The sequence below is a fragment of the Halobellus inordinatus genome (assembly GCF_024464655.1).
Classification (GTDB): Archaea; Halobacteriota; Halobacteria; order Halobacteriales; family Haloferacaceae; genus Haloquadratum; species Haloquadratum inordinatus.
The window spans coordinates 234,375-254,348 of sequence record NZ_JANHAV010000004.1; the positions used below are offsets into that span (position 1 = coordinate 234,375).

20 protein-coding genes are annotated in these 19,974 nt (G+C 60.3%); 5 read left to right on the plus strand and 15 right to left on the minus strand.

Annotated features, from left to right (window positions below; genetic code table 11):
* Positions 1-316 precede the first annotated feature (316 nt).
* From NO347_RS09895 to NO347_RS09910, 4 genes are read right to left on the minus strand one after another with little or no spacing between them, the layout of a single operon-like run.
* Positions 317-1,759, minus strand: coding sequence for an NAD(P)(+) transhydrogenase (Re/Si-specific) subunit beta (locus NO347_RS09895; protein ID WP_256289439.1), 1,443 nt, complete (start codon positions 1,757-1,759; stop codon positions 317-319).
* A 3-nt stretch (positions 1,760-1,762) separates the two neighbouring features.
* Positions 1,763-2,044 carry an NAD(P) transhydrogenase subunit alpha part 2 gene (locus NO347_RS09900; RefSeq protein ID WP_256289440.1) on the minus strand — a complete coding sequence of 94 codons (282 nt, stop codon included), beginning with the start codon at positions 2,042-2,044 and terminating at the stop codon, positions 1,763-1,765.
* Positions 2,045-2,063: 19 nt separating this feature from the next.
* On the minus strand, positions 2,064-3,290 hold the full coding sequence (locus tag NO347_RS09905) for an NAD(P) transhydrogenase subunit alpha (RefSeq protein WP_256289441.1): 1,227 nt from the start codon (positions 3,288-3,290) through the stop codon (positions 2,064-2,066).
* 55 nt (positions 3,291-3,345) lie between these two features.
* On the minus strand, positions 3,346-4,119 hold the full coding sequence (locus NO347_RS09910; RefSeq protein ID WP_256289442.1) for a glucose 1-dehydrogenase: 774 nt from the start codon (positions 4,117-4,119) through the stop codon (positions 3,346-3,348).
* Between the two features lie 724 nt (positions 4,120-4,843).
* Between NO347_RS09910 and NO347_RS17475 the strand changes: the two genes are divergently transcribed.
* A complete protein-coding gene (locus NO347_RS17475; RefSeq protein ID WP_484494529.1) occupies positions 4,844-5,548 on the plus strand; it encodes a DUF8071 domain-containing protein in 705 nt (234 codons plus the stop codon).
* A 34-nt stretch (positions 5,549-5,582) separates the two neighbouring features.
* Here NO347_RS17475 and NO347_RS09920 read toward each other — a convergent pair whose 3' ends face one another.
* From NO347_RS09920 to NO347_RS09940, 5 genes are all read right to left on the minus strand, one after another.
* Complete coding sequence (locus NO347_RS09920) at positions 5,583-6,488, minus strand: DUF7847 domain-containing protein (RefSeq protein ID WP_256289444.1); 906 nt, start codon at positions 6,486-6,488, stop codon at positions 5,583-5,585.
* Positions 6,485-6,937: an ArsR/SmtB family transcription factor gene (locus tag NO347_RS09925; RefSeq protein WP_256289445.1), complete on the minus strand. Its 453-nt coding sequence runs from the start codon at positions 6,935-6,937 to the stop codon at positions 6,485-6,487. Before NO347_RS09925 ends, NO347_RS09920 begins: the two co-directional genes overlap by 4 nt.
* Before the next feature lie 102 nt (positions 6,938-7,039).
* A complete protein-coding gene (locus NO347_RS09930; protein WP_256289446.1) occupies positions 7,040-7,849 on the minus strand; it encodes a DUF7847 domain-containing protein in 810 nt (269 codons plus the stop codon).
* A gap of 104 nt (positions 7,850-7,953) precedes the next feature.
* Positions 7,954-8,661, minus strand: coding sequence for an MBL fold metallo-hydrolase (locus NO347_RS09935; RefSeq protein ID WP_256289447.1), 708 nt, complete (start codon positions 8,659-8,661; stop codon positions 7,954-7,956).
* 2 nt (positions 8,662-8,663) lie between these two features.
* The gene (locus NO347_RS09940) at positions 8,664-9,491 is read right to left on the minus strand and encodes a DUF6159 family protein (protein ID WP_256289448.1); all 828 of its coding nucleotides are present in this window, start codon (positions 9,489-9,491) and stop codon (positions 8,664-8,666) included.
* 436 nt (positions 9,492-9,927) lie between these two features.
* Between NO347_RS09940 and NO347_RS09945 the strand changes: the two genes are divergently transcribed.
* On the plus strand, positions 9,928-10,398 hold the full coding sequence (locus NO347_RS09945) for a carotenoid biosynthesis protein (RefSeq protein WP_256289449.1): 471 nt from the start codon (positions 9,928-9,930) through the stop codon (positions 10,396-10,398).
* A gap of 302 nt (positions 10,399-10,700) precedes the next feature.
* On the opposite strand, the gene NO347_RS09950 is transcribed toward NO347_RS09945, so the two are convergent.
* From NO347_RS09950 to NO347_RS09965, 4 genes are all read right to left on the minus strand, one after another.
* Positions 10,701-11,111 (minus strand): DUF7475 family protein, encoded by a 411-nt coding sequence (locus tag NO347_RS09950; protein ID WP_256289450.1) that lies wholly within the window; start codon positions 11,109-11,111, stop codon positions 10,701-10,703.
* A 312-nt stretch (positions 11,112-11,423) separates the two neighbouring features.
* Positions 11,424-12,764: a hypothetical protein gene (locus NO347_RS09955; protein WP_256289451.1), complete on the minus strand. Its 1,341-nt coding sequence runs from the start codon at positions 12,762-12,764 to the stop codon at positions 11,424-11,426.
* Positions 12,761-13,411: a hypothetical protein gene (locus NO347_RS09960; protein WP_256289452.1), complete on the minus strand. Its 651-nt coding sequence runs from the start codon at positions 13,409-13,411 to the stop codon at positions 12,761-12,763. Before NO347_RS09960 ends, NO347_RS09955 begins: the two co-directional genes overlap by 4 nt.
* Positions 13,412-13,549: 138 nt before the next feature.
* Positions 13,550-14,323 carry a DUF7847 domain-containing protein gene (locus tag NO347_RS09965; RefSeq protein ID WP_256289453.1) on the minus strand — a complete coding sequence of 258 codons (774 nt, stop codon included), beginning with the start codon at positions 14,321-14,323 and terminating at the stop codon, positions 13,550-13,552.
* 614 nt (positions 14,324-14,937) lie between these two features.
* On the opposite strand from NO347_RS09965, the gene NO347_RS09970 reads away from it, so the two are divergent.
* Positions 14,938-15,177 (plus strand): hypothetical protein, encoded by a 240-nt coding sequence (locus tag NO347_RS09970; protein ID WP_256289454.1) that lies wholly within the window; start codon positions 14,938-14,940, stop codon positions 15,175-15,177.
* A gap of 113 nt (positions 15,178-15,290) precedes the next feature.
* Here the strand turns inward: NO347_RS09970 and NO347_RS09975 are convergent, their stop codons facing one another.
* On the minus strand, positions 15,291-15,851 hold the full coding sequence (locus NO347_RS09975) for a hypothetical protein (protein WP_256289455.1): 561 nt from the start codon (positions 15,849-15,851) through the stop codon (positions 15,291-15,293).
* Between the two features lie 251 nt (positions 15,852-16,102).
* Here NO347_RS09975 and NO347_RS09980 point away from each other — a divergent pair, with 251 nt between their 5' ends.
* A complete protein-coding gene (locus NO347_RS09980) occupies positions 16,103-17,911 on the plus strand; it encodes an SLC13 family permease (protein ID WP_256289456.1) in 1,809 nt (602 codons plus the stop codon).
* A gap of 48 nt (positions 17,912-17,959) precedes the next feature.
* Here the strand turns inward: NO347_RS09980 and NO347_RS09985 are convergent, their stop codons facing one another.
* Complete coding sequence (locus NO347_RS09985; RefSeq protein WP_256289457.1) at positions 17,960-19,126, minus strand: CBS domain-containing protein; 1,167 nt, start codon at positions 19,124-19,126, stop codon at positions 17,960-17,962.
* A gap of 339 nt (positions 19,127-19,465) precedes the next feature.
* Here NO347_RS09985 and NO347_RS09990 point away from each other — a divergent pair, with 339 nt between their 5' ends.
* Entirely contained in the window at positions 19,466-19,939 is a 474-nt protein-coding gene (locus tag NO347_RS09990) for a DUF7992 family protein (RefSeq protein ID WP_256289458.1), read from the plus strand.
* The last annotated feature ends 35 nt before the right edge of the window (positions 19,940-19,974 follow it).

Below are 19,974 nucleotides of genomic sequence, written 5' to 3' on the forward strand. Positions count from 1 at the left end.
TCGGTCCACTAGTCGGGTAAGGATCCGTCGAGGGACTGCTCGGTGCGAGTGAGCACCCAGCAAGGGCAGGGACGAGTGTCGTGAGGAGGGCACGTCGATGCACGAAGTGGCTTTCGCCAACGAGACCTAAAGATAGCTTGGGAATCGGATTCGTCCATCGGAGTTCTCGGGCAGTGCGACCACGTGTTCCTACTCCGCACCGCTTCAGTCAGATACAGCCACCGAGATAGGAGTATATGTGCAGTAGTCGATTTTCCGAAACACCGAAGACCTCGAAGCGACCCCGAAACCGGAGCCGTAAGCGGCGAGGTGAACGTCACCTGTGGGTGTCCTTGTACTCCGTGACGAGCGCCTGCATCGCCTCTCGCGCATCCCCGAACAGCATATACGTGTTGTCGTACGTGAACAGTGGGTTCGGGATCCCAGCGTAGCCGGGGCTGAGGCTGCGCTTGTTCACGATTACCGTCTGAGCGTCCCAGACGTGGAGAACAGGCATACCCGCGATGGGACTCGACGTCTCCGAGAGGGCACTCGGATTCACCACGTCGTTTGCGCCTGTAACGATGACGACGTCGGTCTGGGAGAACATCGGGTTGACCGCTTCCAGTTCCGCCATCTGTTCGTACGGGACGTTCGCCTCAGCGAGGAGGACGTTCATATGACCGGGCATCCGACCGGCCACCGGGTGGACGCCGAAGATCACTTCGACATCGTTCGCCTCCAGAAGCGCCGCGAGTTCGGCGACGGCGTGCTGGGCCTTTCCAACAGCCATCCCGTAGCCGGGGACGATGACCACGCGTCGGGCGACGTCGAGCAACATCGCCACCTCCTCGGGTGAGGTCGACATCACGTTCCCCGTGTAGATATCCGCGACGTCGCCACTTGGCTCATCGGCGCTGTACCCGCCGAAAAGGACGTTCGTGAGCGTCCGGTTCATCGATTCGCACATAATGAATGTGAGAATCAGACCGGAGGCGCCGACGAGTGTCCCGGCGACGATGAGGACGCTGTTGTCGAGCGCAAACCCGGTCGCAGCGGCTGCCAGCCCGGAGCAGGCGTTCAACAGCGCGATAACGACCGGCATATCCGCACCGCCGATGGGGACGACCAGCAGGATGCCCAGTATCGACGCGGCTGCGACCAACACCCAGTACGATGGTACCCACGTTGCTGCCGAAAGCACGCTTATCTCAATCTGCGTGACGAGCGCCACGCCCGCAAGGACGGCGAGGCCGAAGAAGGCGGCCTTGAGTGTATTCTCACCCGGGTAGTGGATGGGGTCCTCGACGTATCCCTGGAGCTTCCCGGCAGCCACGAGACTGCCCCAGAACGTGACACCGCCGATGAGCCCGGTGGCGGCCGCTGCCGTCGTCGTCTCGACTGGGGCTACTGTCGGCCCCGACGGCCCAAAGAGGTCGACGAGTTCCGCACCGGCCACGAGTGCGGAGGCGCCCCCGCCGAAGCCGTTGAACAGGCCGACGAGCTGGGGCATATCCGTCGTGTCGACAGTGACCGCGAGCCAGCTGCCGATCGCCGCGCCGACTAGAAGGCCGGCGAACAGAACTATCGGTGAGATGATCTCGAACCAGAGGACGGTGACACCGACTGCGACGACCATCCCGGCCGCCGAGAATATATTCCCCCGGCGTGCTGTCCGGGGGTGTGTCAGCTGTCGGAGCCCGTGGATGAACAGGACCGCAGCGGCGAGGTATGCGAGCGAGAGGGCCGCCGGCGGGAGCCCGGCCGCGATTCCCGGCACAGGTCAGTCCTCCCGGCCTCGGAAGCGTCGGAGCATCCGGTGGCTCACTAGGTAGCCGCCGACGACGTTCGTCGTCGCCATCACGACGGCGAGAAAGCCCAACACCGTCGCGAGCGTCGACTGGCCCGCTCCCGCGACGACGACCGAGCCAATGAGCGTGATGCCGGAGATGGCGTTCGTCCCCGAGATGAGCGGCGTATGCAGCGTGGCCGGGATCTTCGTGATCACCTCGTAGCCGACGAACGCGGCGAGGACGAACAGCGTCAGATTCTCGACGACCCCCATTCACCACCACTCCCGTGTTTCAGGCATCGGTTTCTCCGTCAATTGGCTCTTGGTCGGTGCCGTCACTGGCATCGGTACTGTCTGTGTCGGCAGGACTCGACGGCGAGTTCGGCTCACTGCGACGGTGTGGGGAACGGACCGCGCCCTCGTGGGTGAGGAGCGTGGCGTCGATTATTTCGTCTGTCGTGTCGGTGGCGATAGTTCCCTCCCGGAGAACGTGATCCAAGAAGTTGGTGACGTTGTTCGCGAAGAGTCGACTGGCTGTCTGAGGGACGGCACTCGGGAGGTTCGTCGGCCCGAAGATAGTGACGTCACCGTATTCGACCGTCTCGTCGGAACGTGTCGGCTCGCAATTCCCCCCGCCTTCGGCCGCGAGGTCGACGACGACGGAGCCAGGCGCCATCCCATCGAGCATCGGCTCGGTCACGAGCGTCGGGGCGGGCCGACCCGGGACCGCCGCCGAGGTGATGACGACGTCCGCCGCGCCGACCGCGCTAGTCATCGCTTCGCGTTGCTTCCGGTAGAACTCAGGGTCCTGTTCTCGGGCGTATCCGCCCGCAGTGGCGGAATCAGACGTTTCGAGATCAAGCGCTACGAACTCCGCCCCGAGACTCTCGACCTCCTCTTTGACGGCGGGTCTGATGTCGTAGGCTCGGACCCGAGCGCCGAGACGTTTTGCGGTCGCGATCGCCTGTAACCCCGCGACACCCGCACCGACGACGAAAACCGAGGCGGGCGAGATAGTCCCCGCTGCAGTCATCTGCATCGGAAAGAGCTTTGGCACTTCGTTCGCCGCCATAACAGCTGCCTTGTACCCACCGAGACTCGCCATCGACGTGAGCACGTCCATCGCCTGGGCCCGACCCGTCCGAGGGAGGAGTTCGAGCGAAAACAGCGTGATTTGTCTTTCGGCGAGCACCTCGAGTATCGCGTCGTCGACGGCGTACGGCCCGAGCATCCCGATAACTGTCTGTCCTTCGCGGTACGGGTCCAGCTCGCCGTCGCGACGGCTACCGAGGCCACGGACCTGAAGGATGACCTCAGCACGCTCGAACACTGCTGTCCGGTCGGCGAGCACTTCACAGCCGACCGCCGCGTACTCGTCGTCGCTCCAGTTGCTCCCCGCTCCGGCACCTTCGGCAACGAGGACCTCGATGCCACGATCGACAAGCTTGCGCGCAACCGGTGGAACGAGCGCGACGCGGGTCTCGCCCGTGACCGTCTCTCCCGGGACACCGACCTTCATCGGCCGCAACCCGTGCGAGCGGCGGCTGCCCATCCGCGGCTCTGAGCTGAGTCACTCATCGCCAGCTCGTCCACCCGCCATCGACGACGAGGGATTCACCGGTCACGTACCCTGCCAGATCGCTCGCGAGGAAGACCGCCGCACCGGCGACATCTTCGGGCTGGCCGTACCGGCCGAGAGGTACCATCTGGGTGAACTGCTCGGCCCCCGCCGCCGCTTCCGGATCTGTCTGTTCCCCACCGATCATCGTCTGGATAGCGCCGGGATGGATGGCGTTGACACGGATTCCGTGCTCGCCGAGTTCGTGCGCGAGTGAATACGTCAGCAACGTCAACCCGCCCTTGGACGTGGCGTACGTGGGCCAGTTTCCGTTCCCGAACAGCCCCGCAATACTCGAGATGTTGATGATGGAGCCACTTCCACGGTCGCGGAGTCGTGCTGCAGCGACCTGGGACCCAAAGTACGCCCCCTTCGTGTTGATATCCATCAGCTGCTGGTACTCCGCCTCAGTCACGTCAAGAAAATCCTCGGCGTGCCAAATACCGGCGTTGTTCACCCATATGTCGAGACCGCCGAACTCCGCGGCTGCATCGGCAGCGGCCTCGAGGTCGTCGGTGTTCGTGACGTCGCACTCCACGAACGTCGCGGCCGCGTCGGTCTCGTCTGCCAGCAGTTCGTGCGTCGGCGGCCCACTCTCTTTCGGGTCCTCACGAACGTCGGCGACCACGACCGCACCCGCGCCGTGTTCGGCGAACCCACGTGCGATTCCACGCCCGATCCCAGAGCTACCACCGGTGACCACCGCGGTCTTTCCATCGAGGAGTGTCATATCCGGTCTGACCTCCGAGAATACTCGTGTCGGAATCGTATAATTATAGACGCCGTAACCCTCCCTCAGAACCAGTTGTGAACTCGGAGGGACGGCACCACGGCAAGTGAGTGGCTCACGGGGACAAAAAGGAGAGTCTACCGATAAGCCAACGGTGTTCAGACGTGGAGTACTGCTGGAAGGGAAAGTGGGGTGGTGTAAATAACCGGTTGTGCCTCTGACCCACCCGCAATTGAACCAATAGCGGGGATGGTTGTAAATCTATTGAACACTATTTCACAAATGGGTATATTCCCTGACTCTGGTCCACCCGTAGGATTATCGATCGGTTTTCGTACTCATCTCCGAGATGAGTAGCCACTATTCGGCGCGCGTGGGACGATATCGCCGTCAGCGATCGAATAACTGAACTCCACGAGTAGCGACCGGCCGAACTATGCTCGTATAGGGGCATCCTATTGTAGCGTTTGCAACCGATTATACAACCGATCGTGCGACTACGTGCGGTTGGGTGAGCAAACGCTACTATAGAATGTCACCGCTACACGGATGAACGACTATCTGACCGCGCGGACGGTGGCGACGACTCCCAGCGTCGGTACGACGAACACCGCCCTGAGCTACGCAGGCGGACGTACGAAGCCGAAGGCGGGTGAATCGTCAGACTACGATGATCATTATAGTTATCCCTTCTTTGATGAAGATACCACCTTCATTATGCACTATGCAGATAGAATTCGACGGAACCACTGCTCGTAATAGCTTGCGAGCAATCTTGCGCTACCTGTTCGCCCTGTTTGCCTGGATATACAGCGGTTGCTCGTGGGTAGTGGGACAGACCAGAGACACAATTCGAGAGGGGGGACGCTGGGCTGGCTCAGTAACGGGCGCTCTGTGGGGCTACTTCAGCGCCGCTCTCGGAGCCGAGAGAACGAGACACGTGCTGGAACGCGCAACAAAAGGTCTCTTCGGGGTTCGACAGGATATCTCGGTTGCGGCCCTCCTGAGTGCGCCCTTCCTTGCCTTTGGAACCGAGTGGTGGGTCGTGACCACCACCAGTTACCGGCAAATCGAGTCGATGGCCGTCGGCACCTGGACGGGGGCGAATCCGGAACCGCTCGTCTTCGTCAGCGTCGCCGCAATCGTCGCTGTTGCTACTCTGTTCACGGGCTTCAATTCGGGATTGATTCCAGCCACTGCCCTCGCGATGGCACCGACATTCGGTATCGGGTTCGCGCGTTACGGGCTCACGGCGGAGTACTATGGCACAGTCGGAATCCCCGACGCGACAGCCATCGGTCTGATGATCGCTGTGGTGATCGGTCTCCCACTGGGAGTGACGGGGTTCTTGATCGGTACCGGACTTCGCCATATGTGGGGGTACTTCGAGATGCGATCGGGAACTGACGAGGCATCGAGGCAGGCGTAACGCTGAGCAGAACCCCACTACAACACACGCGGAATTATGACACGATCCCTTGGACGTAGATGTGTGCGTACGCGCTTGCCCACACGACTGAAAGCAGTTCACTGACGCTTGATGAGATTATATCCAAAACGGGCGATACGAGTGCTAGTCTCGTACCGGTCTCGGGGAAAGCTGCTGGCAAATACAGGCTGAGTGCACTGCCAATAGCGATTACGGCGATAAGCAAGATTTTTCGACGGTAGTTCGTTGTGATGCGCCAACTCACCCAAAGTGATTCGATAGGCCCGTACTGGCCGATAACGCACGCCTCGGGCGCGAACCAAAATTTGAAGAGGAGAAAGAGAAACGGCACGGCAAAAATAACCCCACCGACTGCTGCAGCGACAGGGAAACTAACCATCTCCACCGGCGTGGCCGGGGTCACGCCGACCAGAAGGAAGAGTGGAAATGACACGAAGAACGGAACCGTCATCACGACGAATACGATGACAATGATGACGCCGACTAACGCCGGGGTTCGAACGATGCTTCGCCGTAGTCCCTCACGTATCGTGACGGGCTCGCCGGTCAATTCTCCAGCAACGATCGTTCCCACGTAGGCGCGAATCGAAATGATAAACGCGAACGCCGTCACAGCCTCGATGACGCCGATTGCTGGCGTCGGTAGCACAGTGATACTGTCGATCTCGAGAAGTCGATTGGTGAAAATAATCACGCCAGCGAAGGCGAGGATCGACGGGTAGGACCGAAACAGGCGAACCGACCAAACGAGCGCGTCGAGGACGGTCCGATTGGTGGTGGTTGTCTCAATGTTGCGGCATTCGAGACAACCACAGCCATCGACATCTTCTCGGGCTTTGATTGTCGGTGCCACGCCACACGTGGTTGTGTCGCCACTGGTAGAAGCGCTTCTGCCCGCTGAGTCGGTGTGTTCGCTCATTCCGCAGTGACGAATTGGGAGATGGATTCACCGACTGCGAGCAGGACCGATGGAGGGCCAAGTAGCGACGCGAAGGCCTTGAACGCGCGTTTGAGGCTCGGCCGGTCGTCCTCAGTGCCAAGGAAGAGGAGCGTCGGATCCTCCGAAACGACGTACACACTCATCTCACGGCCTTTCTCCGAATAGCAGGTGTCGGTGACTTCGATTACTCCAGCTGCTTCGAGATTCTCCAAGTGATAGTGGACGTTCTGCACGCTCTGGCCGAGTTGGTCAGCGATCCGCGACGGAGTCGCCGGTGTCTCGTTGAGCAACCGGAATATTTCGTAGGCGGTTTCGGAGGACAACGCTTCGATCACGTCTCGTGTCGCGTCGTCGTCGAGGCTCAAGACTGAGGGGTTGTCACTTCGTTTGACGGCGGCGTTCGTTTGTGTCGGAAGGAGTCGTGACATAGTTGCTGTTGACTGCTGTGGATCGAGATCTGTTCTGATCAGCGGCCGCTTGATACCATCGTACGTAGTTGTTGTCGGATAGTCATATTTGTCGGTCGGCAGTCATACTGACTCTATGGAGACAGGTGATGCAGCGATCAGTCGCAGGTAGTACGCCGTGTACACCGTATAGAAGTACGCGAAGCCAACCGCCGACAGGACGATTCCGATCAGAAGGAGGACAGCTCCCGGAATACCGGGGTCGATCGGTAATACGTCAGCAGGCCCGGCATCCGTCAACGTCAACTGGAGCAGGTACTCGGGGATAAAAAAGGCGTTCAACAGGATGACCCACACCAGCGAGAACCCGGCGACGCTTTTGAGGTTCGAGCGGACGAGCGAAACGCTCCTCCGGAACGCATCCGTGACGCCCTGGTCTTCGATAACGATCGCAACATCGTAGAATTGCACGAACATAATGACGAGGAGGATAGACAACAGCCAGACGAGCAGCGAACCGACGCCTGCGGCGAAGGCGGCCATCTCGTGAATCGCGGCGAGTGCCAGAGTCCCGATACCGAGTATGAATCCTACGAAGCCGAGTCCGATAGCGGTTCCGAGGACGAGAAGCACGAACACCACCGTTCCGAGTAGCAGCCGGAGGTAATGTGTCTGTGCTGCCGTCACAAACTGAGTGACCGATGTGTCTGTTCCTTCGATCGCAGCTCGGGCGGTGTCGATGAAGCCACCGAGAACGAATGGAAAGACGATCAACCACGCGAGCGATGAACCCGCGGAAACCAACGGTGAGTCGATCAGGTGCTCAACGTTCTGGAGTTGGCTCCCACCCCCGACGAGGAGGCCGGCGACGAGCAGGATCGGATTTGCTTGGAGGGCGGCGAATCCATCTTTGAATGCGGAGACCAGTACCATCGTCTAAGACATACTGTTGTAACCTATTAGACCGAATGGAGTATCAAAACCAGATTTAAGCAACAATAGGGCCTGTATCCGATATTTCCCGGGGTAGGAGGTTATCAGTCCACTAGTGCCGCTGTGAGCGCTCGGAGTTGTCCCCATCCGTTCGAACGGAGTGCCGCCGGCATCCGTCGGCGTGCCCCATCGAGTGCCGTCCTCAGAGCGATCGAGGCGTTTTCGAAGATGCCAGTCCCGTGTCCGACGAGAATCCGGCGCGGAGTGAGGTCATCGAACACGGCTCGGGGAGGAACGAATCGACACAGGAGGTACATCCCGAGTTGCTCCGCACCGACTGTGAACAACGGTGCAGTCCCGAGTACGTCGGGGACGTAGAGTGTCTCGTCGGATTCACGATATGCAACTGCTTCGGACCACCCCGGAAACGGGCAGCAACAACGCAACTCGAACCCAGAGGTACCGACCGCACCCGTCTCTGGATCGATTGGAGCATCGAGTTTGGATACTGCGCGGGAAAGCCAGGAGGGACAGTACACCGGGACATTATGACGTGTCGCGAAACGGTCCGCATCACGGACGTGGTAGTTCGAACAGACGAGAACGCCGCGTATGTCGCCAAGCGCTGCGAGCTCCTCGTCGATCCCTGGGGCATCGAGTGGGTCGATGACCCACACGCCACCGTCTGTGCCGACGACGGCGTGACTCGTCCGGTGACCGGTCTCGTTCGGGTGTGCGAACCAGCTGATCCCGCCGTCCCACCGATCGATTATCTCGTACTTCGAAGGGGGTTGTCGGTCGTAAATTGGCATCGTCAGCTCTCGGGGAAGACCGTGTCCGGATCCCGAGCATCGAACGGACCGACGTGTTCACCCGTGGTTGCGTAGCGGTACAGCGCCGTCCGGACAACCGCAGCGGCCGTCTGCGAGCCCACGATTGCCGCGACGACGATTCCGCCACCACCGACGAGCGCACCCACACCGACCACGCCATCGAGAACGAAGTATCCGACCGCACCCAGGGCGACACCTGGCAGCGCAACGATCAGGAAGACGAAACTCACGCCGAGCGTGGCGGAGACGCTTTCGCCCCACGTGTCTCTGAAGAGCGACCCGCTCCGACGAAGTTGGCGACGCAGACTCCGTCGCTCGTCGAGGACGATGACCGGCACGATGAAGAACGTCAGCAGCGCCCACGCGACATCGAAGACCATCCGCGTCAGGCTCCCGACCACGCCGAACTTCTCGTCGAGAATGTACAAGACCGTGCCGAGCGTCGCGGCGACGACTGCCCACAGGGCGATCTGCCGGCGAGCGCGCCACGCCGCAGCGAGGCCTTCCCGCACAGATGTGGGGTTCCCATCGAACAGTTGCGCTGCGCAGTGCACCACTGCGGCGTTGAAAAACGTCGCCACGCTCGAGGAGATCGCAATCGCACAGAACAACACGCCGTACTTGTAGAGGTCGTTGGTGAGCAGCGACCCGACGAGTCCCTGCTGGAAGACGATTGCTCCGAGGACGGCGAAGGCACTCCCGACCGCGAGAAGACTCAAGGCCGGAAGGACCAGGAGCGTCGGCCGCTGGGTGAAGATGCGGAGACTGTCACGAGTGATGTCGAAGCCGCGTTGGTATTTCGAGGTCATCCTGAACAGTCTCCGTTTGACTGGCCACGCGCAGATCGAGCACCGTTGCGTGTCGAACGTGCTGTGACACCGCCAATCGCTCCGAGTGCAACACTCTCTGTGAGCGGTGCCAGGGTTTTTCGTCGTATGATGGAGGGCATACTACGTTGATTCGGTCAATGTGCGTATAAAAATCCGGGAGGATGAAAACTGCATCTGAGCGATCGGCTCGTTCCTCGTTCGGGGGGATTTTCGCCCTCCTACGCTATGATGCGTGCTGCATACAGCGTGCATAGCTATAGTAGCGTTTGCACGTCTTCACGCACCGAATCGCACGCAGTCGTGCGATTGGCTGTGTAATCAGTTGCAAACGCTACTATATCACGCTTGGTGAAGATACCCGAACAAAAGGGTAGACAATCAACAATTCTTTGCCCCATCACTTTGGACTTCTTCTATGACGAGCAGTCGTGCCTTTGCCGTCACGACCGTTGCATTGGGCATCATCGCGCTCGCCCACGCGGCGATCACGTGGCCAGTCTCCGCAACGCTCGTACTGTTCGGAGGAGGAGCAGTAGTCGCGTTCGTCGCCGAGGCCCTCGTCATTACTCTCGGGTGGCTCGAACATCACATCGAACCGAAGGTTAGTGACGTCCCACTCTATGTCCTGTTCGGCTGGATGGCAGTCATATATCTTGCACTCCGAATCGCACTCCTCGTAACCGATGGTTGGGCGGCAGTCGTCGCAACCGGTGTCATCGCCACCACCTACGACATACTAACCGACCACCGTGGTGTCGAAGACGGCCACTGGACGTATACAGACGACCTCGCTGGGCCGCGCTACCGTGGAGTCCCGTGGTGGAATTATCTCGGCTGGCTCCTCATCAGCTGTTTCACGGCGGCATTCACTATTCCCTTCCTGTAGTCTCCGGCCCGTAATATATCACTCTGACGACACGTTACATACGCAGACGTAGCGGCAGAGTCAGAGCGAGAGGAGAAAAGGGTCGCTCCGTGCGTGCTGTAACCGTTCTCCACCCTGACCGCAATCTGAGCAGATATATCAATTTATAAGGGGTTCAACAGGGCTATCGAACACAAAGCGCTCGCCGTCGAGGCGTTGGTTTGGAGTTCGGGGCCACATCTGCGCTGGCCAGACGGGCACTCGCCCGGTTGCAACCGACGGCGAACGACCCTATTCGTGGCGAAGTACGCGGTGGGAGTCGCTTACGCTCCGGATTCCGAATACAGGTAGAGCGCGCCCACAGCCACGACTAGTTCTGCCACCTTGGCGGCGACGGCCATCGGATTGAGCTCACCGCGCATATAGAAGGCCTCGACGCTGAAGCCTTGGAATCCGAACAGGGCGATGATGGTGAGCAGTGCGTAGCCCGCGGCGACCAGATAGAGCGTTTGATTCCAGTACCGGCTCAAATAGAGGGCAATACCCCCAAGGAATCCAAGTCCGTTCAGTATAAACAGTATTCCCATCGTCTGACTGAACCCCATCACCTGGGGCCCTAACAGTAGGTGGACCACTCCGGTGACCAGTGCCGCGAGGATGGTCACGTATCCAATCGGGTGGGATGGAAGGCTGACGATCGAGCCGCCACTCGTCGATGATGATTTCGTCGCCATCACCCGGTATTGAATTCCGGTGATCTTACAATATAGCGACCTCTCCCAGCCAGGGATAACCACCGGTAGATAAACATACTCGGATAAATAATCCGCGGGGGTGGGCTGATTGTCCACGTCGATTGTACTTGTGAGAAGACAGTATCCACAAGCACCCCAACAACATAGTCGCTTGAATCCGACGGAGATTGGCACTATCGGATCTTTGGAGATTGCCACCCAACCGAGAAGTCACCAGATCAACAGTGCGAGCGGGATAGTCACGGGCGGTCTGGGTTCTTGCGGAGAGGCATTGGGGCGGACAACCCCGGATCAGGGGTCCCGAAGCGTGGCCGCCACGTCAGCACTCACTGGCGCGACCGCCCGGCAGGTCGCGGCCGCGACGACGTAGTCGATGGCATCAAACGATACCGAATCGAGGCTGACTGATCCCGACTCCCGCTCGAACTGATCGTCTGTCCACCTGATCTCGTTGGCGTACCACGGCAGCATCGCGCGGATGAGTAGTTCACCGCGGTCGGCGGTGCGTGCTTGCTCGACGGCATCGATTGCATCAGCCCGGAGGTGGGCGACGTCAGTAACACTCTCGACGGCGACGTCGTCGCCGCCGTCGATCCGCTCGCGCAGCGTGTTGAACGCTCGCGTGTACACCAGTGCATCAGCTGCGCCGAGGATACTGCTCGCGAGGGTTGAGCCGTCGTCGGCTTCGAGCGCGTCATCTGCGCGGTATCTGGCTTCGGAGCCCAAGCTGGCGAGCGCCCGTACCCCCGTCGTCTCGCCGACGTCCCGATCGACGAGTGCCGTCGGGTTGTCGACGTCTTCGGCCGGAAGCGACCCCATCCGCGCCCGGACCCGCTCTCGGAGTTCCGCACGGGCGGCCTCGAAACGCGAGCGCTGCTCCGCAGTCGCATCGAGACTCGTCCGAAAGCGATCGAAGACATAGGAAGCGACTGCGACACTCGTCCGGGCTCGCTCGTGGTCCTCGGCGAGGTCCGCCACGTCGAGCGCTGTGTCCCCATCCCGAGGGGGCCGTCGAGGTTCCGCGGAGATCCAGTTCCGCGCGGACTGGATCTCTGTCTCGATCTCCTCGTGGACAACGGCTGCGCGGACAGGATCGTCGCCGACGTACGACCACTGTGCGAGGACTTCGTCGATCGCGCCCTCGACGGCTGCGGCCTCCGCTGCTAGATCCGACAGCGTCAGGTCTGCTGCGATGGCTCGCCACGCCGCCCGGACCTGGTGTGCGTCGACACGCGCACTGTTCGCTCGCCCGAGACGGCCATATAGCGTCTCCGCCTCGCCGACCCGGTCGATCGAGTCGGTGGCGGACTCGTAGGTGTCGTTCAGTCGCGCTCGAATCACGCCGTTCGGGATCTCTTCGCGGTCGAACGGAGCCGGGACCGCCGCCAGGTCGGACTCTGCCATCGATCGCTGCTCGTCGACGAACGACGCCTCGATTTCGATCGGGAGCGTCTCCGGAACCGTCGGCGGGTCATCGGCGACGGCATCGGCGAGCGCGTCGGCAGCGACGGTCCGCTCGCTCTCTCCGTGGAGGAGTCCCGAACAGCCGGCCAGCGACGCCAGCGTCCCGACGCCCGAGAGCGCGAGCAGTCGCCGTCGAGTGACGTCCGACTCGCAGTGTTCGTGAGTCACGATCCGCTCTCCTCCCGGCGCTCACCCTCGGGGCGGCGGCAGGCCCCGCCACCGCTACCCGAGCTGTAACCCGAGATCTGGTCGGGATCGAGCGCGACCGGCAGCCGGATCAGGTTCGTCACGGCGACGCGAGTGTCGGCCTCGCAGGCAGCGTCGGCGTTGCGGAGGGTCCGCGCATAGTCAGTCTCAATCTCCTCGTCGGTCCAGCGGACCCAGCAGAGTTGGTGGCGGTAGCACTCGCCGACGAGGTGGCGCTCGACGTAGACGGTTTCGGAGTCGAAGTTCGTCGCTTCAAGGAACCGCTTGGCCTCGTCGGCCCCGTCAACGTCAGCGAACGTGACTGCGTCGGCGTCAGCCCCGTTGGCGAGGACGTAGTGGGCCCAGTCGTCGATTTCCGTGCCGGGCGACGGTGTTTCGTTCTCGGCCGCCGTCTCGCGCACGACGTTCGGCTCTGTAGCCGGGCCGCGGAGTGTGACGTGTGGTGGGCTGACGAGCGCGTCTTCGGGCGGTTCGGAGTCGGGTCCCGCACGCGAGGACGCGGAACCAGAGCCGCTGCCGCTGCACCCGGCGAGGGCGGTCAAGCCCAGCGCGGCAACCGTCGAGGCGAGGACGCGCCGCCTGGTGGACCGCGGTGTGTCGGAGGGCATCGTTTCTGGGTCCCACCCGGGTAGTAAATAGACGGCGAAGGGTCAGAGGACTGTTTCATAATGATTACTCTCGTCTCTTACCGCCGACCATCGCCACCGGGAGTGGCGCTCGGCGGTACACAGTGAGAGTAATCACTATCAGAGTTCTGCGCTGCTTCGTCCACTCGGGGTGGTGGACGAAGTAGTGCTCTCAGGACCGCGATCGCCGGTGTCGTCGGCGAGTTGCACGTACGCTGCGGCGATGATGCCGTAGACGAACGTATACAGGATGCCGTTGATCAAGACGGAGGCGATGTCGCCGAGTGCGGGCGCGCCAGCGAGTTGGAAGACCGTCGGCACGACTCCAATGAGCATCCCGCTGACCGCGACGAGGAGGACGATCACGAACAGCCGAAGCCGGTTCCCCTTTGCGAGCCCCCAGGAACGTTTCAGCGACCCGACGACACCGCGGTCTTCGACGCCGACCGCGAAGATGAGAAACACGAAATGGGGAGCGAGGAACAGCCCCGGAAGGATCAGCAAGAAGAAGCCGATCATCGTTGCCACAGCGGAGACGACTCCGGCGACGAGCATCGTGAGACTCGCCCAGCCGATACGGCGAGTGTACAGTTCACTCGGGAACGAGGCGAGTTGCGCTTTCGGCCGTGTCAGTGCCCGCGAGAGCATCACGAAGTAGACAGCGCTGAACAGGAATGCGCCGATCAAGACCACACCGGCGACAGCGGTCGGGACCGGAAGGGACAGGCCGAGGGCGTCAGCCGCTGCCGGCGGGACCTGAGCGCCGAGCACCGTGTTGAGCGACGCCAAGAGCAGAAACTGCTGTAGGAGCAACAGTGCGAACAGGATGCCGCCGGTTCGCGTCGTAACGCGATCGATACCGTCTGTGAACGCTCTCGATAGCTGGAGGGCCATCACTGGCGACTACAGCGAGAGTATTCAAAAGTCCTCGAATGACTCAAATCTCAATATTACCGTCGGTCACTCGTGCCTCAAGCACTCTCGGGATACGGTCCAAGAACGTGCTCCGAGTGTGCCCGCAAGAAATCCGAGGAGGCCTCCAGTCGCGTTTTCGTGGATCTCACTGTCACCGCGGTCGAGCGAGAACGCCGGGAAAACTACGCGGCTGACGTGGTATACGACGAACTGACGCCCAATCACACGCTGTCGGGCGGTCAGGTGCGTGAAGACTTGCAAATGCTACTATAGGATCTATGATTCTCGATCTCGACAGAACCGCCAGAAGCAGTGTCTCATAGTGATTACTCTCGTCTTTTACCGCCGACCATCGCCACCGGGAGTGGCGCTCGGCGGTAAACAGTGAGAGTAATCACTATCAATCGACCTCCACGCTGCGAAGATGCTTCAACGGGCGCAGTGCGAGACGATCGTCCTCGAAGAAGGAGACCCCGAGAGCGTTCTTACTGCTGTCAGGACTGGTAAGTCTGAGGGGACGAGAATCGTCTCGGATCAAACGAACGATTCTCACCGTGATGGGAAGTTATCTCGATGGAGATCCAACCACGACTATGTCCCAATACAAGGCTTCCTTCGAGATAGACTCGAAGACTGATTCGTACGCCACGCGACGTATGCTGGAGCAGGTATACGATACAATTCGAGAAGAATCACGGGTCGTTCGAGAAGGAATGGACGACGCCGATGAACTCTTGGAAGAATTCCGGACGCTTCGAGACGCAGCGAAGCAGCCTACACCGGGGCGACTGATCATTACCTACGAACAATACGACGGTGAATTCGAGGACTGATGTCGTGGATTCTTCGTCGGGGCCGACCTGGCTCCTTCTGAGGACCTACGTGTACACGTAGGTGTCGGGGCGAGCCCCACACGTGGAGTCCAGTGAACAGACCGGGGTTGAGGTTACTCCCTCCGTTGAATGATGGTGATAAGTCGGGACTTCGGAAGCCACTCGTCAGAGAGATACGGGACGTCGTCCCGCTCCTCGAACCTCCGGCACTCTTCCTGTAGCCGTTCATTCAACCGCTTTCGACGGTCGCTATCGACTGCATTCTCTATTCCGTGTTCGATCGAGTGTATCTGGTGAGCGATTTGCATCAGACGACGACCCGGCGACGAGTCCTTGAAGAGAATTGCGTCCTCGGTTTCCCGGGAGATGAACCCGACAAATGTGGTAGCCAGGCTTCCCCGCGCGTCGTCTGTTTTCTCGTTGACGAGCCACTCCGGAAGTTGGATGAACACGTCGTCTTCGTCCAGGAGACCCAACAACTGCCACAGCCGATGCGTATCTTGTTCGTTGAGGAGGCCTCGCTCTCGGGCCGTCTCCAGGGTCACATCGCGGTCTCTGAGCGTCTCTGAGTGCCACCTGCGAGCGAAAGAGTCGTAGTCAGCGTACGTTCTGGTAGCGTCAACCACATCAGATAGAAGAGCGAGACAAAGAAGGGTTCTACCCTTGGACGACATTTGTCGGTCGGCGTGTGGTACTATAGTAGCGTTTGCAACTGATTACACAGCCAATCGCACGACTGCGTGCGATTCGGTGCGTGAAGACGTGCAAACGCTACTATAGCCGATCAGATCGCAACTGGACCACCAGTCGTCCGGCGAGTCGGGACACCAGAACTTTTCCCGCGTAACTACCTCTATACAGTGTGCCTCCGTTTTTACTTCCACTGGCAACCCAGAGCCTGGCTTCGACACCGGTGACAGCGGAGATGTTCGTTGTCTTTGCCCTCATTCTCCTCGCTCTCGTACTCTTCGCGACCGAACGGTTTCCGATCGACGTCACCGCCATCTTGATTATGGTCCTGTTGATGGTGCTCGAGCCGTGGACGCAGATCTCGCCGCGGGAGGGAATCTCGGGGTTCGCGAACCCGGCGACGATCACGGTTTTGGCGATGCTCATCCTGAGTACGGGGATCAACCGAACCGGCATCGTCCAGTTGATCGGCCGCAAGATGGCCGACTTCGCCGGGACTGACCGACGGAAGCAACTCGCCGCGACGGTCGGCGTCACTGGCCCAGTCTCGGGGTTCATTAACAACACACCAGTCGTCGCGATTCTGGTCCCTGTCATCGCTGATCTCGCACACGAGGGGAAAACGTCGCCGTCGAAGCTCCTGATGCCGCTGTCGTTCGCGTCGATGCTCGGGGGAACGCTCACACTCATCGGGACGTCGACGAACATCCTCGCGAGCGATATCGCGGCCCAACTCGGCGCGGAATCGCCCGGCCTCGGACTACACGCGTTCGGGATGTTCGAGTTCACCAAACTCGGTGTCGTCGTCTTCGCTGTCGGTTCCCTCTACCTTATGACGGTCGGCGTTCGACTCCTTCCCGAACGGATTCCGGCTGACGAGGACCTCGTCGAGGAGTACGCGCTTCAGGAGTACCTCGCTGACGTCGTCGTCCCGGAGAACTCACCACTGGTCGGCCAGACCGTGGGGGAGGCGCTCGGCGACGACGACCTCGACATCGACGTGTTACAGTTGATCCGCTATGGCGAACAATTCGACGAACCTCTCGCTCGAAAGGAGATTCACGAACACGATACGCTCCGACTCAGGACGAACCGAGAGACACTCGAATACATTATGGACGCAGAGGGGCTCACACTGTCGGGCGGCCCGCAAACAGAGGACGATCTGCATCCGGAGGAGGAAGAACCGGTGCTCGTCGAAGTCGTCGTCCCGTCGGGCTCGTTTCTCGTTGGCGAAACGCTGGCGAGTTCCTCGTTTCGACAGCGCTACGACGCGAACGTGCTGGCCTTCCGCACCCGCGGAGACGTCGTCAGGGACCGATTCGAGGACATCCGTATTCGCGTCGGTGACACGCTATTAGTCCAGGCACCGCCAGATAGCCTTACGCGACTCGTCGAGAACGAGGATTTCATCGTCGCCCACGAGTTCGACGAGATGACTTATCGGAGCGAGAAGATCCCGTTCGCAGTCGGCATCATCGCCGGCGTGGTCGCACTGCCGGCACTGAACATCCTCCCGATCGTCGTCTCAGCACTTGCAGGTGTCGTGGCGATGATCTTCACCGGCGTCCTCAAGCCGACAGAACTCTACTCGTCCGTCGAGTGGAACGTGATCTTCCTCCTTGCCGGCGTCATCCCGCTCGGTATCGCCCTGCAGCAAACGGGCGCTGCGGCGCTGCTTGGCGATGCCGTCGCTGCGACGTCGGTGTTCCTGCCCCCGATCGGCGTCCTGTGGGTCTTCTACCTCGCGACGGGGCTGTTGACGAGCGTCATCAGTAACAACGCGAGCGTCGTGTTGATGATTCCGGTGGCTGCCAACGCGGCCCAGTCGATCGGGGCGAACGCGTTTGCGTTCGTCCTGGCGGTCACGTTCGCCGCCTCGACGGCGTTTATGACGCCGGTCGGCTACCAGACGAATCTCTTCGTCTACGGTCCCGGAGGGTACAGGTTTTCTGACTTCATTCGAGTCGGCGCACCCTTACAATTCCTCCTCTCGATCGTCACCGTCCTCGGGATCGCGTTCTTCTGGGGAGTCCGCGTCTGAAGCCGCGACCGTCTCACGGACGAGCCCCAGAATCGTGAGAACTGGTTCTCACTGGAGACTTGGTTCGACCGGTTGGCCGAGTGTCCCTGGCGACCCGCCGCTCTGGATGACGTTGAACGCCCGCATCATATCTGTCCGAGAAACGATCCCGACGAGGTCACCGGATCCGTCGACGACCGGCAAGCGTCCAACGCCGTTCTGCTGCATCTGCTGGAAGGCGGTCATTGCGTCGGTGTCAGGGGTGACCGTATGGAGGTCGGTCGACATCACGTCCTCGACGCGATATGCATCGCGTTCGACTTCTTCGATAGCACCTGCATCATCCAGCGTCACCATCCCAACGAGATTGCCGTTTCGCAGTACTGGATACCCGATATGGCGCTCGGTAAACATCTTCGTGAGGAGATCAGAGATAGTGGTCTCCTCGGAAACCGTCTTGAGGTTCTCTCCAGGCGTCATCACGTCGTTCACGGTGATGTCTTCGAAAGCTGCCTTGATCGTGGTCTGTTGGGCCTCGCCGGATGCAGCAATGTAGATGAAAAACGCCAGTATGATGAGAAACCAGTTGGTGAACAACCCGAGAAGCCCCAGACCGAACGCGAACAGTTTCCCGACGGCAGCAGCCTGTTGGGTTGCCTTTGCGTGTGGCTGGTTTCGAGCGAGGAGTGCTCGTAGAATACGTCCGCCATCCATCGGAAAGCCGGGGAGCAGATTGAACGCAGCGAGCACTATATTCAGGATTGCAAGATAGCCGAAGACGAACCGGGCTGCGTCGACACTCGATGGGAGACTGGTAAATGCCACATAGGAGCCCACGCCGAGGAGGACGCTCACGACGGGACCAGCGATAGCGATCACCAGCTCGTGACGCCAGTCTTCGGGGAACTCGGTGAAGCTAGCCACGCCGCCGAGTAACCAGAGTGTGATCGAATCGATCTCGTATCCGTATCGCAACGCGACCAACGAGTGTCCGAACTCGTGCAATAGGACGCCGGTAAACAGTCCCAGCGCCGAAGCCAGTCCGAGTATCCACGGGAGGGTCCCGTCCGTCAACTGGTTCGGGTCCATCGTGGCGCCGAACGTCTGGTTTATCACCACTACTAACTCAGCGATGTCCCAGGCGATGAATACGGCGAAGAGCGGAAGGACGATCAGGAAAGTCCAGTTGAGCCTGATAGGGATACCAAACGCCGAACCGATTCGGAATCCTCGCATACGTGAACAGTTGTCGGCCCAGCGCAATAAAACAGGCCGTCAGCAAGAACGACCGGGTGAGGGAGGTGTCACAGAAACTCATACTGTCGGTCAGACGTTCGTGAATTATGTTGGCACTCACGGGAGGCCGGAATTCTTCACCTAGTTCTGTCCGACAGTATCATCGTCGCGCTGAGTACGCTCACAGCGTCAAGAGATGGTGCTGTAGAGCGTGTTCAACGGTGGGGAAGGCAAAACGCACGTGGTCGAGAATGATCCTAGAACTCAACGCGAGCGCAGAAGTCGGAGGTGCCGGGAATTGTTACTTGCCTTTATTGTATTCAAGGTGTAATATGTGGTATGGTACTCAATGTAGAGGTTCCGGAACCACCAGACCTCTCGAACCGAGGGATGCCACGGGAGTTCGAGTTGCAAGACGAGACACTCGGGTCAGAGGACTTCTACCGCGAAGATCTCGAAGACCTGCTCCAGGAGGGTGCATGGAAGGAGGGGTTCAACGAATGGGCCGAGTACACGGACCTCGACGAAGAGCACGTTCGAATCGTCAGCGACCTCGGCCTGTTCCAATCGTTCGACTTCTACTGGGATCCGACCGAAGACCGTCTCCGCTTCGACGCCCCGACTATACCGGATGACTGGCGGGAGCGAGACGCGACCGAGTCGCTCGACTCGAGCACGGTTTCGATGATCGACGCCGCGTTACGGGATCTCGGCCGAGCCGTCCACGAGACGCTGGAGGACTACCTCGACCGGAACGACGAAGCCTCCGATTTTGGCTGGGGGGAAGAGACGTACGGCAAACGAGGCGAGTGACCTCCGCGTGAGTACTTACTAACGCGAACTGTAGA

Bases quoted from the DNA above. Each gene is read 5' to 3' on its own strand.
- NO347_RS09900 (WP_256289440.1), bottom strand. From the start codon at position 2,044: ATGGGGGTCGTCGAGAATCTGACGCTGTTCGTCCTCGCCGCGTTCGTC.
- NO347_RS09905 (WP_256289441.1), bottom strand. From the start codon at position 3,290: ATGAAGGTCGGTGTCCCGGGAGAGACGGTCACGGGCGAGACCCGCGTC.
- NO347_RS09910 (WP_256289442.1), bottom strand. From the start codon at position 4,119: ATGACACTCCTCGATGGAAAGACCGCGGTGGTCACCGGTGGTAGCTCT.
- NO347_RS17475 (WP_484494529.1), top strand. From the start codon at position 4,844: ATGCAGATAGAATTCGACGGAACCACTGCTCGTAATAGCTTGCGAGCA.
- NO347_RS09920 (WP_256289444.1), bottom strand. From the start codon at position 6,488: ATGAGCGAACACACCGACTCAGCGGGCAGAAGCGCTTCTACCAGTGGC.
- NO347_RS09925 (WP_256289445.1), bottom strand. From the start codon at position 6,937: ATGTCACGACTCCTTCCGACACAAACGAACGCCGCCGTCAAACGAAGT.
- NO347_RS09930 (WP_256289446.1), bottom strand. From the start codon at position 7,849: ATGGTACTGGTCTCCGCATTCAAAGATGGATTCGCCGCCCTCCAAGCA.
- NO347_RS09935 (WP_256289447.1), bottom strand. From the start codon at position 8,661: ATGCCAATTTACGACCGACAACCCCCTTCGAAGTACGAGATAATCGAT.
- NO347_RS09940 (WP_256289448.1), bottom strand. From the start codon at position 9,491: ATGACCTCGAAATACCAACGCGGCTTCGACATCACTCGTGACAGTCTC.
- NO347_RS09945 (WP_256289449.1), top strand. From the start codon at position 9,928: ATGACGAGCAGTCGTGCCTTTGCCGTCACGACCGTTGCATTGGGCATC.
- NO347_RS09950 (WP_256289450.1), bottom strand. From the start codon at position 11,111: ATGGCGACGAAATCATCATCGACGAGTGGCGGCTCGATCGTCAGCCTT.
- NO347_RS09960 (WP_256289452.1), bottom strand. From the start codon at position 13,411: ATGCCCTCCGACACACCGCGGTCCACCAGGCGGCGCGTCCTCGCCTCG.
- NO347_RS09965 (WP_256289453.1), bottom strand. From the start codon at position 14,323: ATGGCCCTCCAGCTATCGAGAGCGTTCACAGACGGTATCGATCGCGTT.
- NO347_RS09970 (WP_256289454.1), top strand. From the start codon at position 14,938: ATGTCCCAATACAAGGCTTCCTTCGAGATAGACTCGAAGACTGATTCG.
- NO347_RS09975 (WP_256289455.1), bottom strand. From the start codon at position 15,851: ATGTCGTCCAAGGGTAGAACCCTTCTTTGTCTCGCTCTTCTATCTGAT.
- NO347_RS09980 (WP_256289456.1), top strand. From the start codon at position 16,103: ATGTTCGTTGTCTTTGCCCTCATTCTCCTCGCTCTCGTACTCTTCGCG.
- NO347_RS09985 (WP_256289457.1), bottom strand. From the start codon at position 19,126: ATGCGAGGATTCCGAATCGGTTCGGCGTTTGGTATCCCTATCAGGCTC.
- NO347_RS09990 (WP_256289458.1), top strand. From the start codon at position 19,466: ATGGTACTCAATGTAGAGGTTCCGGAACCACCAGACCTCTCGAACCGA.